The sequence below is a fragment of the Bradyrhizobium sp. KB893862 SZCCT0404 genome, from assembly GCF_018130885.1.
Lineage (GTDB): Bacteria > Pseudomonadota > Alphaproteobacteria > Rhizobiales > Xanthobacteraceae > Bradyrhizobium > Bradyrhizobium stylosanthis.
Genome location: NZ_JAFCLT010000002.1, coordinates 218,254 through 234,192, shown reverse-complemented (window position 1 = coordinate 234,192; position 15,939 = coordinate 218,254). Strand labels below are relative to the sequence as shown.

Sequence of the window (15,939 nt, the reverse complement as noted above, 5' to 3'; positions counted from 1 at the left end):
ATGAGTTCGCTCGATTCCCTTCGCGGCATTCTCGACGCCTGGACCGGCACCGTGGCCGGCACGATCGTTGCCGCCCTGGAGCGGGTGGTGGCGCCGCGCGTGGTGCGGCTGGTCGAGACCGGGAGCGGCGCTTTCGCGCTGGAGGCCGCCAAGACCGACAATCTGCCGAAGGAGCTCGGCTTCGAGGACGGCAAGTTCGTGGGCGCCAATCTCGCCCAGATCGTCCGGGGCAGCCGCGTCGAGATCGTGCTGCAGCCGACGCGCTTCCTGTTCCGCCCCCTGGAGCTGCCGGCCCGTGCGGCCGATTTCCTCGAGGGCATCGTGCGGGCGCAGATCGACCGCCTGACGCCGTGGAGCGCCGCGGAGGCCGTGTTCGGATGCAGTCCGCCCGTGGCGCATGGCAGCGAGAGCATCACCACGGAGATCGCCGCGGCGCCGCGCAAACTGGCGCTCGGCTATGTCGAGGCGGTGTCCGCCTTCCATCCCTCGGCGATCGCGATCGTGACGGAGGCGGCCGAGGGCCGGCGCATCAGGGTGTTCGAGCAGAGATCGCGCGGCGCGATCGACCCGGTGCGGTTGAGCCGGACGCTGCAGGCGGTGCTGGCCCTTGCCGCGGTCACTGCGGTGACCGCGTCGGTCGCGGCGGGTTACCTCGCAGACAGCCTCAGCACGCAGCAGAGCGAGCTCGAACGGCAGATCACCCAGCGCCGCGCCGCGCTCCGCGGCAGCGACGGCGGCGAGCGCTCGCCGCTCGCGCTGCTCGAGCGGCGCAAATACGAGACCGCAGCGAGCGTGATCGTGCTTGAATCGCTGAGCCGGGTGTTGCCCGATCATACCTATGTCACCGAGCTGCACCTCGCCGGCAATAAGATCCAGATCGGCGGCATCACCCGCGATGCGCCCTCGCTGATCCCGCTGATCGAGCAGTCCCAGCATTTCACCCGCGCGACCTTCTATGCCCCGACGACGCGCAGTCCCACCGATCCCGGCGAACGCTTCCATATCGAGGCGCAGGTCGAGCCGAGGAACGCGCCATGAGCAGTGCCAAGAGCAGCGCGGTGGGCAGCAAGGTCGCAAGCGGAAACGGCGTGACGCGGGCGCTGACCGGCTCGCCGCTCATCGCGGTGACGCTCTACATCGCCATCGCCGGCGGGCTGTTGCTGATGGCGGGCCTTTCGATCGCCGATGTCATCGCCCATCGCCAGGCCCTGGCGGAGACCTCCGACCTGCTCGATCAGCTGCGCGGCCGCAAGGGCGGCGCCAAGAACGCCGCGGCAGCAATGGCCGAACATCCCGGCACGCCGTTCCTGGAAGGGCCGACCGTGACGGTGGCCGGCGCCAATCTGTTGCAGCGGGTCGCCGCCGCGGTCGGCAGTGTCGGCGGCTCGGTGCAGTCCTCGCAGGTCGACGTGACAGGGGCGCAGGCGAAGGACGGCTTCGTCGGTCTTGTCGTGAGCTGCGAGCTGGAGCAGCCCGCGCTGCAGAAGCTGCTCTACGATCTCGAGGCCGGAATGCCGTTCCTGTTCGTCGAGCAGCTCGACGTCCAGGTGCCGCAGACCACTGCGCTCGGCGATGCCCCCACCGGCCGCGTCAGGGTGATCCTGGGCGTGTCCGGCCAGTGGCAGGCGGGGAAGTAGGGCGGCGTCGTCAGGCAGGCTCGCCGGCTCACCAGCTGTATTTGAAGACGCCCTTGCCGGAATAGCTGGTGACGTTGCCGGAGAACTCGCCGTCGAAGGTGCCGGCGAGCGAGAAGCCGCTCAGCCATTTCATCTCGGCGCTGGCGCTGACGAGCGCCGAGTCGGCATCGACCCTGGCGCCGTTCACGACGAAGCTGGTGCCCGGCAGGGTCTGGAACAGCGCGGTGACGGCGCGGCTCGGATTGTAGTTGTGCGCCCAGGCGGCGCGGCCGCGCAGCGTCAGCACGCCGTTCTGCATGGCGTAGGATTTGTCGGTGCGCAGGCCGAGCTCGGAGCGGGTGTCGGTGAGGGATTGCGCCGCGTAGTTCAGCGCGAACAGGCCGCCACCGTTGATGCTGGCCTCGGAATAGTTCGGCAGGTTGAAGTTCGTCACCTGCGCGGCCGTATAGGGCGTGATGCCGATCATCGGCATCGCGAAGCGGTAGCCGCCTTCGAAGCGGGCCGAGAACGTGTCGGCCTTGTAGCGGGCCTGGAGCTGGTCGGCCCCGGCCAGCGCCACGGTGCGGTTGGTGGTGACGTCGTGCCAGCCATAGGCGAGGGCGGCCGAGATATAGGCCGGGCCGAAATTATGCCGGCCATAAACGCCGGCCTGGAACAGGTCGGCCGAGCCCGAGCCCATCGCATTCGCAACCGAGTAGTTCAGTCCACCGCCGCCGAGCGCGAAGCCCACCAGCGCATCGACCGAGAGCCTGTAGTCGGCGCCGGCCGCGGCGCCCCAGACCCGTGCGGTCAAATCCTGCGAGCCGACCGCCGCATTGCCGCCGACATCGGCCGAGCCGCCATAGCCGGCAGCCCAGACGCTCCAGCGGCTGCTGGGCTGCGCGGACAGCAGCGAAGGCGCCTTGGTTGCCACCGCATAGGCCTCGCGCTCGCGCGCATTGGCCGGACGCATCCTGGCGTAGGCGCTGGCATCCTCGCTATCGGCGAAATGCGCGACGCTGCCCGCCTTGGCGAAGCCGCCCGAGCGGCCGATGACGGTCGGGTCGAGCATCAGACTGAGGAACTGGCTGTCGGCGTTGATCGCAGACTGGATGATGCCGGTGCCGAGTTCGCCGGAGGCAGTGGTGAGCCCCGACCGCGACAGCGCGGCGAAGGCCGCAGGGATGCCGCCGGTGGTGTTGAAGAAATTGGTCAGCGTGTTCGCGACGTTCTGCTGGTTGGTGTTGAGGCCGCTCGCCGGCGTGAAGTTGACGTTGACGTTCAGGTATACGTTGTTGGTGTCGTAGCTCAGCGTCGCGTTGAGCGTCGGCATGTTGGAGAGGACGGTCGGATTGAAGGTGGTGTTGGTGAGGGTGCCGGCCGCAGTCAGGATCGTGTACTGCTTCTTGACCGTGCCCGAGGTGAAATTCACGCTCACCGTCGCGCCGCCGAGATTGGCCGCGCCGGTGACGCTGGCGAGGCTGGCGGCGGTGGAGGAGACCTGCACCAGATAGGTCGAGGCGGCGGTGAAGATCAGGCTGCCGGTCACTGTCAGCGGGCCGAACGGGGTGGCTGCGCTGCCCGGGGCCAACGTGCCGCCGCTGACCTGGACGCCGGCGACGGTGCCGCTGCCGGCGAGCGTGCCGCCGGTGTTGACGGTGATCGGGCTGTTCAGGATCGTGCCGTCCACCACTAGCGTGCCGCCGTTCACGGCGGTGGCGCCGGTATAGGTGTTGACGCCGGTCAGCGTCTGCGTGCCGCCGGCCAGCGTGAGGCCGCCGCCGGCGCCGGCATCGTCAATGACGCCCGAGAACGTGCCGTTGGCGTTGGTGATCGTCAGCGTGTTGGCGCCGAGATTGACGTTACCCGATCCCGACAACGAACTGATCGAGGTGCCGCCGTTGCTTAGGTTCGAGATGTCGAAGATACCATCGGCGATGACGTTCCGGGATGAAGCGATGCTGCCATTCAGGCCGCCGAAAAAAATAAGGTCCAACTCGCCGCCCGCGGCAATCGTGGTCGTGCCGGTATACAGGTTGTTGCCTGAGAGCTGCTGCGTGGCGGCGTTGGCAATCACCAGATTCCCCCCCGTGCCGCCGCCGATACCGCCGTCCAGGATGACACCCGAGAACACGCTCCCGTTCGTGATCGTGAGCGTCTTCGAGCCGAGCGCGATGAAGCCGGCACCAGCCATCGAGAAAAGCGCCTGTATCGAGGCGCCGGAGGTGGTCTGCGAAATATCCAATGTCCCGGTCGCACCCGGCGAGAAGGTCACAAGGACGGAACTCGCGATCGAGCCGCTGCCCTTCAGCGCCAGCGTCGCACCGACGTCGATCTGGGTTGCGTTGGTATAGGTGTTGACGCCGGAGAACGTTTGGGTGCCGTTGAAAATCTCGACCCCGCCCGTTCCATTGATCACGCCTGAGAACTCGGTCGAACCGTTGGTGATGAACACTCCCTTGGTGCCCATCTGGACCGTCCCGGTTCCGGCCAGCGTGGTGAGGGCCGCTGCCGATGGGGTGATCGCGGAAATGTCGAGCGTGCCGTTCACCGTGACGACGCTGGAGTCCGCGATGCTGCCGAAGCCCGACAGCGCCAGGGTTCCGGCCGAGACCGTCGTCGCGCCGGTATAGGTGTTGACGTTGGTCAGCGTCAGCGTGCCGGTGCCGACCTTGGTGAGGCCGCCGCCGGTGCCGGAAATCACGCCGTCGACCTGGGTCGAGGTGTTGAGGCTGCCGGTGGTGAGGGTGTTGGCGCCGAGCACGTAATTGCCCGCGCCTTCGATCGAACCGCTGGTGATCCCGCCGCTGGTGAGGCCGGAAATGTCGACCGTGCCGCCGGCATTGGTAATGAACTTCGCGTTGCCGCCGGTCGCTGACGCGCTGAAATTCGTCGTCGCGCTGTTGTTGGTGGTGATGGTGGCGCTGCCCGCTGTGGCGGAGCCGTCGAAATTCAAGATGCCGTCGTTGATGATGCTCGACGTGGCGGCAGTGGTGTTGTTGTGGAAGCTCAGCGTGGCGCTCGCCGCGTTGTTGATCGTGGCGCTGCCGGCCGAGGCGCTGGTGTAGAAATCGATATGGCCGCCGGCATTGTTGGTGATCTGGGCGCTGCCGGCATTGGCGGAATCCTCGAAGGTGAGGAAGCTGCCGTTGATGATGCTGGCCGTCCCCGCCGTACTGTTCTGGAGGAACGAGACGGTGCCGCCGGAATTGTTCGTGATGGTGACCGCACCAGTCCCGCCGCTCGCGGTGCTGCTGTTCTGGAACACCATATTGTTGCCGTTGGACGCCGAGATGAAGTTCTGGGTGTTGCCGGAATTGTTGATGATGCCGGTGCCGTTGACGATGAAGGCGTCGCCGGTCGTGACCGTGTAGGCCTGCGCGGTGTTCGTGAACTGGACCGTGCCGATGACGACGACGCCGTTGAAATTGTCGACGCTCGCGTTGCCGGTATTTGTGAAGGTCGCGGTTCCGTCCGGCACGCTCGGGTTCGTTGACCAGTTGGCCGGATCGGTCCAGTCGGAGCTGGCGCCGGTCCAGGTGCCGTCCACGGCATGCGCGGCGACCACGCCGAGCGCGGTCGTGGCGAGCAGGGTCGCCAGAGCGTGGCGCCTGACCGACCGCAGCCGGTCTCCGATCCTCTCGGGCGCCATTTTCGGTCCGGCCATTGGTGCTCTCAAATTAAAAAAACAATCGCAAAGCATTGCAACCCGGGCGCGCAAGCGCAGCCCCGTCCGCGATGGTCTCATGACCTCGCAAGGGCTCGCAATGAACGGGGGTTGGATAGAGCAGGGTTCCTGCCCATTCCGGGGGCAATTTCCGCGATCGTGGCTCTTGGGCAACATTTTTACGTGTCGCAACACAGGCGCTGCCGGTCCGCCCGAATTGGGCGGACGAGGCGGTTGATGGCCGAGCTCATCGGGCCTAGTTTGCCGGGGAAAGGAACCTGCAAGGCGATCTGATGTCCGGGTGGCTCCAAGCGGTGGGATTGGCTGTGCTGTGGACGGTGCTGGGCAGCGCCGCGGCGCCGGCCGCAACCTCTTCGCGCATCGATATCCTGCCTGACGATGCCGCGGGCGCTCCCGCCGACAGCGTCGATGTCGGCGCGATGCGGCCGATCGCGCGGCCGGCCCAGGCCGTGAGCAAACCGGTCCCCCGCGGCAATCCGCTGTGGTCTGTGCCGCTCTCGGCGCTGACGGCAACCCAGGAACGTCCGATCTTCTCGGCCTCGCGCCGGCCGCCGCCACGCGCGGTCGCCGCATCCCCGGTCGAGGAGGTGCAGGCGCCGCCGCCCAAGCAGGTCGAGGCCCCGCCGCCGCCGCTTTTGCTGGTGGGGGCCGTGATCGGCGAGGGCGATGCGATCGCGATCCTCGTCGACCGCTTCGACCAGAAGGTCGTCCGCCTGCGGCAGGGCGAATCGCTCGGCGGCTGGTCGCTGACCGAGGTTCAGCCGCGCGAGGTGACGTTCAAGCAGGGCGATCGCAGCGAGGTCCTGGCGCTCCAGCGCCCGGCCGATCCGGTGGCGGCCCCCGCGGCGGCTCCGCCTCATGACGCCAGCGGCGGCAGGCTGACGATGCCGGCGACGAGTGATAGGTCCTTCGCTCCCTTCGTGCCGCGTTCGACGCCGAAGAACGGCGAGTCCGATGGGCTCTGAGCGCCGGGCGGCCTGCCGTACGGAACTGGCCGGGCACAGGTGAACGGCAGTCGCGTCCGCAGGCTATCGACAATCCATGTCCTGACTGCTAGCCCGAATTTGCGCTGCTTGGGGGAACCCCGATTGATGAGGTGGCACAGGCTTGGTGAGGGTACGGCCGGGTGGCTGGCATGACTTCGACAAAAAGACCGCCCGACCTGCTGGGAAACTCCGCCTGGAACGCGATGGCCTTCCTGGTGGCCGTGGTGCTGAACCTGGCCATCCTGCCTTTCGTGATCGCTCGCCTCGGTCTGGCGGCATTCGGTGTCGCGGGTCTCGTGACGGCATGCATTGCGCCTGCACTGGTGTTCAGCAACGCGCTCGGACTGTCGACCGCGCGCGAGCTTGCCCAGCGGCTGGAGCCGTCAGACCGCGAGGATGCGCGGCGCCTGTTCGCGACGGCGATCATGCTCGCGATCGTAGCAGGCGGGCCCATCACCGTCTTCTTCTGGCTTGCCGGAGCTCCGCTCGCGCGTCTCGGCTTTCATCTGGCAGGTTCGGCCGCCGACGATCTTGGATTGGCCTTCACACTGGCCGGTGCAGGCTGGTTGTGCCAATGCGTATCTGCTGTCTTCGTGTCGTTGTTCACCGCGCGCCAGGACTATCGCCGGATCTCTTCGATCGGCATTGTCAGCACGTTGGTCTCGACCCTTTCGATGCTGCTGCTGATCCCCGCCGCGCCTCATGCCTCGACGTTCCTCGGTTGCCAGGCGCTTGGGTTTGCAAGCGGTCTGCTGATGGCCCTGGTATGGTCCCGCGGCATCGGTCAATGGCTGGCGCCGCCGGCGCTGCATCGCGGGTCGCTCGGCAAATTGGTTCGGCTGGGCGGCTGGCAGGTTGCCGCACAGGGGGGGGCGCTGCTTGCCGGGCAGGCCGATCGATATCTGCTTGGCGCGCTGCTGCAACCCCAATTCGTCGGCTTCTATGGCGTGGCGCAGCGCCTCCAGGAGGCCACCTATATCGGCATTCTCAAGGTCGGCGAGATCCTGTTTCCGTTCTTTAGCACGCTGCAAAAGGAGAGCGAGGATCGCAAGGTCGATCTGCTGTTCCGGTCGTCCTGGATTTTGAACGTCCTTGCCGCGAGCGCCTTGGGTGCGTTGATCCCCGTCGCCGGTCCGCTGCTTCATGTCTGGACCGGCGCCGAGGTCGCGGCCGAGGCGGCGCGGGTGCTCGTCGTCTTGTCAATTGCCGGTATCCTTGGATCGAGTGCGAATGTGTTCGGCTTTTATCTGTTGGCGCAGGCGCGCTCGCGCTCCAACGCGCTCATCGCGCTGATCACGGGGATCGTGACTCTCGGCACCAGTGCGATCGTGCTGCCAAGCTTCGGCTGGCAGGCCGCAGGCTGGAGCGCCTGCGCTGGCATGGTCGCGCAGATGGCGACGATCGTCGTGCTGTTGCGCCGCAGTTTTGACATTTCCGGCATTTGGCCGCGCGTGATCCATTGCGTGCTGATGCCGCTTGGCATCGGGATCGTGACGGCGCTGGCGCTGCGCACTGGTCTCGACCGCGCACCGTTCCATCTTGCGCCGTCCTGGTGGTCGGTGGGAGTCGTCGCGGCGGTGACGGCTGCGATCATCTTTGTCGTCGAAGTTGCCGTATCGCAGCTGGGACCGTATCGAAGGGCCTGCTTGCAGGACTTGCGGGCCATTCTCAGCCGCTTCGTGCCCCTGAAGGCGATCTAGGACATGTGCGGAATCGCCGGAATCGTCAATCTGCGCGGCAATGCGGTCGAGCCGTCCGAGATCTCGCGACTGACCGGCCTGATCGCGCATCGCGGTCCGTTCGGCGAAGGAACGTGGTTCAGCGCGGACCGGACTCTCGCATTCGGCCATCGTCGTCTTGCGATCATCGATCCCGGCGAAGGCGGCTATCAGCCGATGCTGTCCGCGGACGGCCGTTACGTCATTGTCTACAACGGCGAGATCTACAATTTCCTCGAGCTGCGCCGCGAGCTCGAAGCGCGGGGCGCGGTGTTCCGCAGCCAATCCGACACCGAGGTGATCCTGGCCGCCTGGGAGGCCTGGCGGGAAGACATGCTGCCGCGCTTCAATGGCATGTGGGCCCTTGCGATCTTCGACACCAGCACGCGCGAATTGTTTCTTGCGCGCGATCGCTTCGGCATCAAGCCGCTGCTCTATGCCGTGTCGCCGGAGCGGTTTGTCTTCGCCTCCGAGCAGCGAGCGCTGGTACGGAGCGGACTGATCGATCCGTCCGTCGATACGGAGGTGGCACGGCGCCTGATGTTCGACGCCTTCGGCATCGAGGGCAGCAACCGGACCTTGTTTCGGCAGGTTCGCCGTCTGCAGGCCGGCCATTGCATGTGGCTGCGCCAGGGCAAGGTCAGTGTCAGGCGCTGGTGGCGGACGATCGATCATCTGCCTGCGGTGCCGGCCACGGAATCCGAGCGCGTGGCCGGCTTCCGCGAACTGTTCCAGGACGCCGTGGCCCTGCGGATGCGCAGCGACGTGCCGATCGGAACGTGCCTGTCCGGGGGCTTCGACTCCTCGGCGGTGATCTGCACCATGGCCGCACACGAGCAGGCCGGGATGGGACCGCGCGACAGCACCGCGTGGCGCCACGCCTTCGTCGCGACCTTCCCGGGCGCATTGAACGACGAGCGGCCAATGGCCGAGGAGGCCGCCGCCTGGGCCAAGGTCGAGCCCACCTTCCTCGAAATCGGACAGGGCGATGCGTTGACGGATCTCGATCGGATTCTCGACGATCTCGACGACGTCTATATCGGGCTGCCCAGCGCGGCATGGCTGATCTACCGGCAGTTGCGGCAGAACAGCGTGACGGTCTCACTCGACGGCCACGGTGCGGACGAGTTGATGGGCGCCTATTTGCAAGAAGGCCGGGCGGCGGCGTTTCGAATTCGCAACGCCGCGGAAGATCTGGCTTCGCGATCCCCGCTGGCGCGTCGCGGCGTGGACCTGCTGCGCGTGCTGGCCCTGAAACGTCAGGGCGTCTATTTCCTGCGCAGCGGTCTGCGTGATCTTCCGAGCCCGCTTCCGCTGGTCGGTGAGGACGATGTGCTGCCGCGCGAATGGGGCGGCCTGAACCGGCGGCTCTATCGCATGTTTCACAGCACCGTGCTGCCCACTATCCTGCGCAATTTCGATCGTCTCTCGATGGCTCACGGCGTCGAGGTCCGCATGCCTTTCATGGACTGGCGTCTCGTCACCTACACCATGGCGCTTCCGGAAAGCAGCAAGGCGGCGGACGGCTATACCAAGGCTGTGGCTCGGCGGGCGATGGAGGACCTGATGCCGGAGTCGATCCGCACTGCGCGCCGCAAGGTCGGTTTCAATTCGCCGATGCCGGAGTGGTTGAACGGGTCGCTGGCCGGCTGGACCGCCGATCTGCTCGACCGCAAGGTGCCGGCGTTTGCCGAACTGGTGGATGAAGCGGCCTTGCGCGGAGCGGTCAGCCGCTTGACCGCGTCGAAGTCCTGGGACTGGGAGAAGGTCGGGCGGATCTGGCCGTACCTGAACATGAAATGGATGTTGGCGAGGTACGCGTAGGCGATGCGTCTGTTCCAGAATAGCTGCTTCTATCCGTCCTATCTGCCGCGGTTCAACCAACTTGCGGCAAAGGCGCTCAGCTTCGACGCGCGGCGCGAGGTGTTTCTCAACGACCGTTTCGGTGCGGCGCATTTCCTGCAACCCGTACTCGATGGATCGCCGGAAGCCTTCTTCACCAATGGCGACGACGAGATCCTGCAGCGCCGCTGGGCGCGCGAGCAGGGTATGTCGGGCGAGCCGACGCTCGAGGCCATCCTGCTCGCGCAGATCGAGCATCACGCCACCGAGGTGTTCTACAATCTCGATCCGGTACGCTACCCCAGTACATTCGTTGCCAAGCTGCCGGGCTGCGTGAAGACGACGCTGTGCTGGCGTGCGGCGCCGTCGGGAAATGCCGATTTCACGGCCTATGGCGCCGTGCTTGGCAACTTTCCTTCGATCCTCGACTTCTGGCGCGGCAAGGGATGCCGTGGCGAATTGTTTCGTCCGGCGCATGATCCGGTGATGGACGAATATGGTCACGGCGAACGACCGATCGACGCCGTCTTCGTCGGCGGCTATTCGCGGCATCATCGCGCACGGGCCAGAACGCTGGAGCGGGTCGCGCACCTCGCCGACAGCCACAATATCGTGCTGTGTCTCGACGCATCGCGCCTGACGAGGCTTGCCGAGAGCCCGATCGGACGATTGCTGCCGCTGGGCCGTCACAGGCGCCCCGACGCCATCGCGGCCATCGCAAGACCTCCGGTATTCGGAAAGGATCTCTATGAACTGATCGGCTCATCCAAGATCGTGCTCAATGGCGCGATCGACATGGCGGGCGAGGATCGCGGCAATATGCGCTGCTTCGAGGCCATGGGGTGCGGTGCGCTGCTCGTGTCCGACGCCGGACGATATCCGGAGGGCATGCAGAACGGTGTCACGATCGAGACCTACGGTACCCCGGACCAGGCCGCCGAAGTCATCTCGCGCAGTCTCCAGGACTGGCCCAGATCGGCCGAGATCGCCGCGCTGGGGCGGGCGCGCATGCGCGACATCTATGGCAAGGACGTGCAGTGGAAAGCGTTTGTCGATCTCGTAGGGCGCCTGTAGCCATGCTAGAGCATTTGTCGCGCGTCCTCCCGATTGACTGCATGACTTCCAACTTGCTGATTCAGTGGAGGGCGGAGGCTGGCTCCGTTGGAGGTGTCATTTGAGAATCCGGACACGTTCGATCCTGCGACGTGAGAGGGTGCGCTGATGTCCGGCCTTTCCACGCTTGTGCGCCGTTGCGCGCATGCCATCGACGGCTTCAATTGGCACTATATCGTCCAGCGCCTGATCGGGCGGGCGACCTGCCGACTGCATCCTGACGCGTTCCTGGCTCACAGCGCACGGATCCGGAATGCGCTGGGCGATAGCGAGAAGATTGTCATTGGCAGTCACTCTCATGTCCGGGGAGAATTGATGATCCTCGGTCACGGCGGCCGCATCACGATCGGAGAGTGGTGCTATGTCGGCGTCGGTACGCGCATCTGGTCGGGCGCCTCGATCGACATCGGAAATCGCGTCCTGATCTCGCATTCGGTGAACATATTCGACAATCTCTCGCATCCGATCCGTGCTTCCGAGCGGCACGAGCAGGCGAAGCAGATCTTCACCTTGGGCCACCCGCGCAAGCTCTCGCTCGACGATCGTCCGATCAAGATCGGCGACGATGCGTGGATCGGCGCTTGCGCGATGGTCATGCGCGGCGTGACGATCGGTGAGGGCGGGATCGTCGCCGCCGGCGCCGTGGTCACCAAGGACGTTCCGGCGTATTCCATCGTGGCCGGTAATCCTGCCACTGTGATCAGGGAGTTGTCGCCGGACGAGCGATAAGGGACGCCCATGACAATTGGGATTGCAATGTGTCCACAAACCAACCGTCTGCACATCGGGTAGCCATGTCGATCTGGATCACCGGCGCGAACGGGTTCATCGGCCGCCATCTCGTCCGCGAGTTGGCGAGCAGCGGACATGCGGTGCATGGCGTTGGCCATGGTGCCCTCGATCCGGCCGATGCGCGTGCGCTCGGCCTGCAGACCTGGATCAATGGCGAGGTCGACGCCGCCAACCTGAACGCGCTCGCCGTCGCGCACGGAGTGCCGTCGCATGTCTTCCACCTCGCCGGCGGATCGTCGGTCGGGCTGTCGATGGAGCGCCCGTTCGAAGACTTTTCGCGGACCGTGGCCAGCACGGCGCGCCTGCTGGAGTGGCTTCGAAGCTTCGCACCCGATAGCCGGTTGATCGTCGTGTCGAGTGCCGCCGTCTACGGCGCCGAGCACGCCGGGCCGATCCGCGAAAGCGCGGCGCTGGCGCCGATGTCGCCCTACGGCCACCACAAGCTGATGATGGAGCAACTGTGCCAAAGCTACGTGCAGAGCTTCGGCATTCGCTGCGCCGTGGTGCGGTTGTTCTCGGTCTACGGTCCCAACCTTCGCAAACAGCTTCTCTGGGACATCTGCTCGCGGCTGCGCAGCGAGCAGCGCACGCTGACTCTCGGAGGAACGGGATCCGAGATCAGGGATTGGACCGACGTTCGCGACGTCGTTCGCCTGCTGGCGCGCGTCGCGGAGGGGCCGTGGCAGGACGATTTTGACGTGATCAATGGCGGCTCGGGGCGTGGCGTCAGCGTCGCCGGCATTGCCGACGGCCTGATCGGGCATTGGGGCGGCAAGACGGCCCTGCAGTTTTCGGGCATCGCGCGGCCGGGCGATCCGACCAGCCTGCTGGCCGACAACGTGCGCGTGCTCGACATGAATTTCGATTGGCGCATTCCGCTGGAGCGAGGTCTCGCCGACTACGTCGCCTGGTTCAAGGACCAAGCTCGTGCCTGAGCGTGCGCCGCTGCGGATCGCGTTCACCAACATTCCGCGCCGTCTATGGGCGGGAGGCTACAACTATCAACGCAATCTGTTCGAGGCGCTCAACAGATACGCGCCCGGAGCGCTGACGCCGGTGCTGTTCGCGGGAACGGCGGATGATGCCGATGAGATCGCTGCACTAGCGAATATTCCCGCGGTCGAAATCGTGCGCTCGCAGGTGTTCGATCATGCCGCGACCGGTCTTGCCCGTGCGACCGGTCTCGCTCGTGCGATGGCTTTTGGTCTGGACGGCCCCGCCGTTGCCGAATTCAGGATTCGCGGGATCGACATGGTGTTCGAATCCGCGCGCTTCTTCGGCTGGCGCCTGCCGTTCCCTGCGATCGCCTGGTTTCCGGATTTCCAGCACCGCCTGCTTCCGCACCTTTTCTCCAGGGGCGCTTACTGGCGGCGCGATCTCGGCTTCCGGGTCCAGATCGCGTCCGGCCGGCACATCATGCTGAGCAGCGCCAGCGCGCTCGCCGATCTCAAGCGGTTTTATCCGGGCCTGAAGAACGGCGTCTCCGTGGTCCGGTTCGCCACCGAGCCGCCAGCCAGCCTGCTAGCCACGAATCCCTCCGACGTGATCGCAAGCTACAAGCTGCCGTCGCGCTATTTCTATCTGCCGAACCAGTTCTGGCGCCACAAGAATCACCGGGTCGTCGTCGCGGCGCTTGATCTCTTGAAACGCCGCGGGCTCGATGTCGTCGTCGCGGCGTCCGGAAATACGCAGGACGCCCGCGAGCCAGATCTCTTCGAAATGACCATGAAGGAGGTCGGGTCGTGCGGTCTCGATGCGAACTTCAGACACCTCGGAATGATTCCGCTGGATCACGTCTATGCGCTGCTGCGCGCGTCGATCGCCCTCATCAATCCTTCGGAGTGCGAGGGATGGAGCACGACGGTCGAGGAAGCCAAGTCGTTCGGCGTTCCGATGATCCTGTCTGATATCGACGTTCATCGCGAGCAGGCCGAGGGACGCGCGCGGTATTTCGGCATCCACGACGCCGAGGCGCTGGCTGATCAGATGTCACAGGTTGCGCAGGCGGCCGGGCCTGCAACGGCCCGCAATCTGTTGCCGAATCTCGACCAGCGCGTCGGGGCGTTCGTTGCCGATTTTATCCGGCTAAGCCAGGATGTGATGGCGTCACGGTCCGCTTAGGATGCGGGCGGCGTGACTGCTGTTGCTGCAAAAATGCTCCGGGGCGCAACATACCAGAGCAAGAAGAGAGGAGCCGCGTCGTGCGTAACCAGCGCGCGCCGTGAGCGGCACGTTGAGCAGGACGTGGGGCAGCGGTCCGGCGGATATCGACACGAAGCGCGCCGGCAGTCCCACAGACGTCCGGTTGCCGAGGGCTAGCACGAAGCCCGAGGCAAGCGCGGTCAACGGTGCGAGATCTAGGCCGACGGAAACGACGCCTACGGTCGCAAATTGTGACGCATATAAATTGCCGAAGGCTAGGTCTGCTGCATCACGACGGTCAGTTCCTCCTGGTAAGGGCAATGGATCAGCGGCTTAAAGACGGAGATCTGGCAGCACGAGGTCACGGGATGGCGTGCAAAAAGTGTTTGTAGATGTCGAGTGCGCTCGACGCAGTCACGATCATCCGGATGTTGCCGAGGTCGAAATATTTGCCGGGCGGGCTGTTCAAGTTGACGTCTATTAGCCAGATCAGGAGTAGTCCGACCAGCATTGGCCCGAAGATCGACACGATGACGGATGTTCTTTCCCTCAGGAGCCGGGGCAGGCGGTCAGGAAGACGCTTCCTAGCAATCCGCCCCAAAGATTGTGCTTATGCGAATGTACTAAGACGCGCTTCTTGCCCACGGAGATCCAGCAGGCGTCTCTGTTGTCCAATATGATCGTCGCGTCGTGACCAGATTTCTCGTTGATGTAGAGCAGGCGCGGCATCACTTCATTACTCCTCGCTTTTTCTTTTTCGGCAATTCCGCTTAGCCGAAGTTATCGGTGCTTTGAAGCATTGTTGGCTTGCGGGGCAGTACCCCTTATTGCTTTCTCCGTCCTCTGGGCTCGGCGGTTCGCTTGTAACTTAGTTATTTCAGATCTCATTCCAAAGTCATAAGGGGGATGCCGCCGGGCGGCTTGAACTCGGCCGGATTCGCCCGCACAATGGCACTGAATTCACCCCTGAATTTCCAATCCGAACAAGAATATAGGGAAGACGCACGTGGGACATGGAATGAAGGCCGCGATTGCGCTGGCGGCCGCGCTTTGCGGCACGCCCGCCTTTGCCGGCTGGGAGCCGACCAAGCCCGTGGAGATCGTCGTGGCGGCCGGGGCCGGCGGTGCCTCGGATCAGATGGCCCGGATGATGCAGGCCGCGATCCAGAAGAACAATCTGATGAAGCAGCCCATGGTGGTCTCGCTGAAGGGCGGCGCCTCGGGCGCGGAAGCGCTGATGTACATGAAGTCCAGCGAGGGCGACCCGAACAAGGTGCTGATTGCCTATTCGCTAATCTACATGCTGCCGCTCTCGGCAAGGATCCCGTTCAACTGGCGCGAGCTGACCCCGGTCTCGGTGATCGCGCTCGACCAGTTCGTGCTGTGGGACAACAGCGCCGGCCCCAAGACGGTGAAGGAATTCATCGACGCCGCGAAGGCGGCGAGCTCGCCGTTCAAGATGGGTGGCACCGGCTCCAAGCGCGAGGATCACGTGCTCACCGTGTTCCTGGAGCAGAAGACCGGCGCGAAGTTCTCTTATCTGCCCTACAAGTCCGGCGGCGAGGCCGCGACCCAGCTCGTCGGCAACCACACCGAAGCCAACGTCAACAATCCCAGTGAGAATCTCGAGGTCTGGCGCGCCGGCCAGGTGCGTCCGCTCTGCGTGTTCGACAAGGAGCGCATCTCCTACACCAGCAAGGTGACGGATACCCAGTCCTGGGCGGACATTCCGACCTGCAAGGAGCAGGGCGTCGACGTGCAGTATCTGATGCTGCGCGCGATGTTCCTGCCCGGCAAGGTCACGGCCGAGCAGCAGGCGTTCTACGTCGAGCTGTTCCACAAGGTGACCCAGACCACCGAGTACAAGGACTACATGGAAAAGCAGGCGCTGAAGCCGATCTTCCTCACCGGCAAGGACATGGTGCAATTCCTCGAGGAGGACGATGCCGTCAACAAGTCACTGATGACCGAAGCCGGATTTGTCGCGAAGTAAGACGCTCTGCTCCCTCGCCCCGTACTTACGGGGAGAGGGTTGGGGTGAG

At 65.0% G+C, this 15,939-nt stretch carries 14 protein-coding genes; 10 read left to right on the top strand and 4 right to left on the bottom strand.

The genetic code is table 11. The features are described 5' to 3' along the window. A complete protein-coding gene (locus JQ617_RS09890) occupies positions 1–1,038 on the top strand; it encodes a PilN domain-containing protein (protein WP_212026165.1) in 1,038 nt (345 codons plus the stop codon). Then, the gene (gene gspM, locus JQ617_RS09885) at positions 1,035–1,637 is read left to right on the top strand and encodes a type II secretion system protein GspM (protein WP_212026164.1); all 603 of its coding nucleotides are present in this window, start codon (positions 1,035–1,037) and stop codon (positions 1,635–1,637) included. Before JQ617_RS09890 ends, gspM begins: the two co-directional genes overlap by 4 nt. Positions 1,638–1,665: 28 nt before the next feature. Here the strand turns inward: gspM and JQ617_RS09880 are convergent, their stop codons facing one another. Further along, on the bottom strand, positions 1,666–5,283 hold the full coding sequence (locus JQ617_RS09880; RefSeq protein ID WP_249156929.1) for an autotransporter domain-containing protein: 3,618 nt from the start codon (positions 5,281–5,283) through the stop codon (positions 1,666–1,668). Between the two features lie 293 nt (positions 5,284–5,576). Here JQ617_RS09880 and JQ617_RS09875 point away from each other — a divergent pair, with 293 nt between their 5' ends. From JQ617_RS09875 to JQ617_RS09860, 4 genes are all read left to right on the top strand, one after another. Further along, positions 5,577–6,269, top strand: a complete 693-nt coding sequence (locus JQ617_RS09875) for a hypothetical protein (protein ID WP_212026163.1) — start codon at positions 5,577–5,579, stop codon at positions 6,267–6,269. A 224-nt stretch (positions 6,270–6,493) separates the two neighbouring features. After that, on the top strand, positions 6,494–7,990 hold the full coding sequence (locus JQ617_RS09870) for a lipopolysaccharide biosynthesis protein (RefSeq protein WP_249156927.1): 1,497 nt from the start codon (positions 6,494–6,496) through the stop codon (positions 7,988–7,990). A gap of 3 nt (positions 7,991–7,993) precedes the next feature. Beyond that, a complete protein-coding gene (gene asnB / locus JQ617_RS09865) occupies positions 7,994–9,832 on the top strand; it encodes an asparagine synthase (glutamine-hydrolyzing) (RefSeq protein WP_212026161.1) in 1,839 nt (612 codons plus the stop codon). Between the two features lie 3 nt (positions 9,833–9,835). Beyond that, positions 9,836–10,924 (top strand): glycosyltransferase family protein, encoded by a 1,089-nt coding sequence (locus JQ617_RS09860; RefSeq protein ID WP_212026160.1) that lies wholly within the window; start codon positions 9,836–9,838, stop codon positions 10,922–10,924. Positions 10,925–11,020: 96 nt separating this feature from the next. Here the strand turns inward: JQ617_RS09860 and JQ617_RS39945 are convergent, their stop codons facing one another. Further along, positions 11,021–11,257 (bottom strand): hypothetical protein, encoded by a 237-nt coding sequence (locus JQ617_RS39945; protein ID WP_249156925.1) that lies wholly within the window; start codon positions 11,255–11,257, stop codon positions 11,021–11,023. 21 nt (positions 11,258–11,278) lie between these two features. On the opposite strand from JQ617_RS39945, the gene JQ617_RS09855 reads away from it, so the two are divergent. The 3 genes from JQ617_RS09855 to JQ617_RS09845 all read left to right on the top strand — a co-directional run bounded on the left by JQ617_RS09855 (position 11,279) and on the right by JQ617_RS09845 (position 13,876). Then, positions 11,279–11,692, top strand: coding sequence for an acyltransferase (locus tag JQ617_RS09855; protein WP_249156922.1), 414 nt, complete (start codon positions 11,279–11,281; stop codon positions 11,690–11,692). 65 nt (positions 11,693–11,757) lie between these two features. Beyond that, the gene (locus tag JQ617_RS09850; RefSeq protein WP_212026158.1) at positions 11,758–12,690 is read left to right on the top strand and encodes an NAD-dependent epimerase/dehydratase family protein; all 933 of its coding nucleotides are present in this window, start codon (positions 11,758–11,760) and stop codon (positions 12,688–12,690) included. Then, positions 12,683–13,876 (top strand): glycosyltransferase family 4 protein, encoded by a 1,194-nt coding sequence (locus tag JQ617_RS09845; RefSeq protein ID WP_212026157.1) that lies wholly within the window; start codon positions 12,683–12,685, stop codon positions 13,874–13,876. Before JQ617_RS09850 ends, JQ617_RS09845 begins: the two co-directional genes overlap by 8 nt. Before the next feature lie 382 nt (positions 13,877–14,258). On the opposite strand, the gene JQ617_RS09840 is transcribed toward JQ617_RS09845, so the two are convergent. Further along, a complete protein-coding gene (locus tag JQ617_RS09840; RefSeq protein WP_212026156.1) occupies positions 14,259–14,426 on the bottom strand; it encodes a hypothetical protein in 168 nt (55 codons plus the stop codon). A 20-nt stretch (positions 14,427–14,446) separates the two neighbouring features. Further along, positions 14,447–14,626, bottom strand: a complete 180-nt coding sequence (locus tag JQ617_RS09835) for a hypothetical protein (RefSeq protein WP_212026155.1) — start codon at positions 14,624–14,626, stop codon at positions 14,447–14,449. A gap of 289 nt (positions 14,627–14,915) precedes the next feature. Between JQ617_RS09835 and JQ617_RS09830 the strand changes: the two genes are divergently transcribed. Beyond that, the gene (locus JQ617_RS09830; RefSeq protein ID WP_212026154.1) at positions 14,916–15,890 is read left to right on the top strand and encodes a Bug family tripartite tricarboxylate transporter substrate binding protein; all 975 of its coding nucleotides are present in this window, start codon (positions 14,916–14,918) and stop codon (positions 15,888–15,890) included. Positions 15,891–15,939 lie beyond the last annotated feature (49 nt).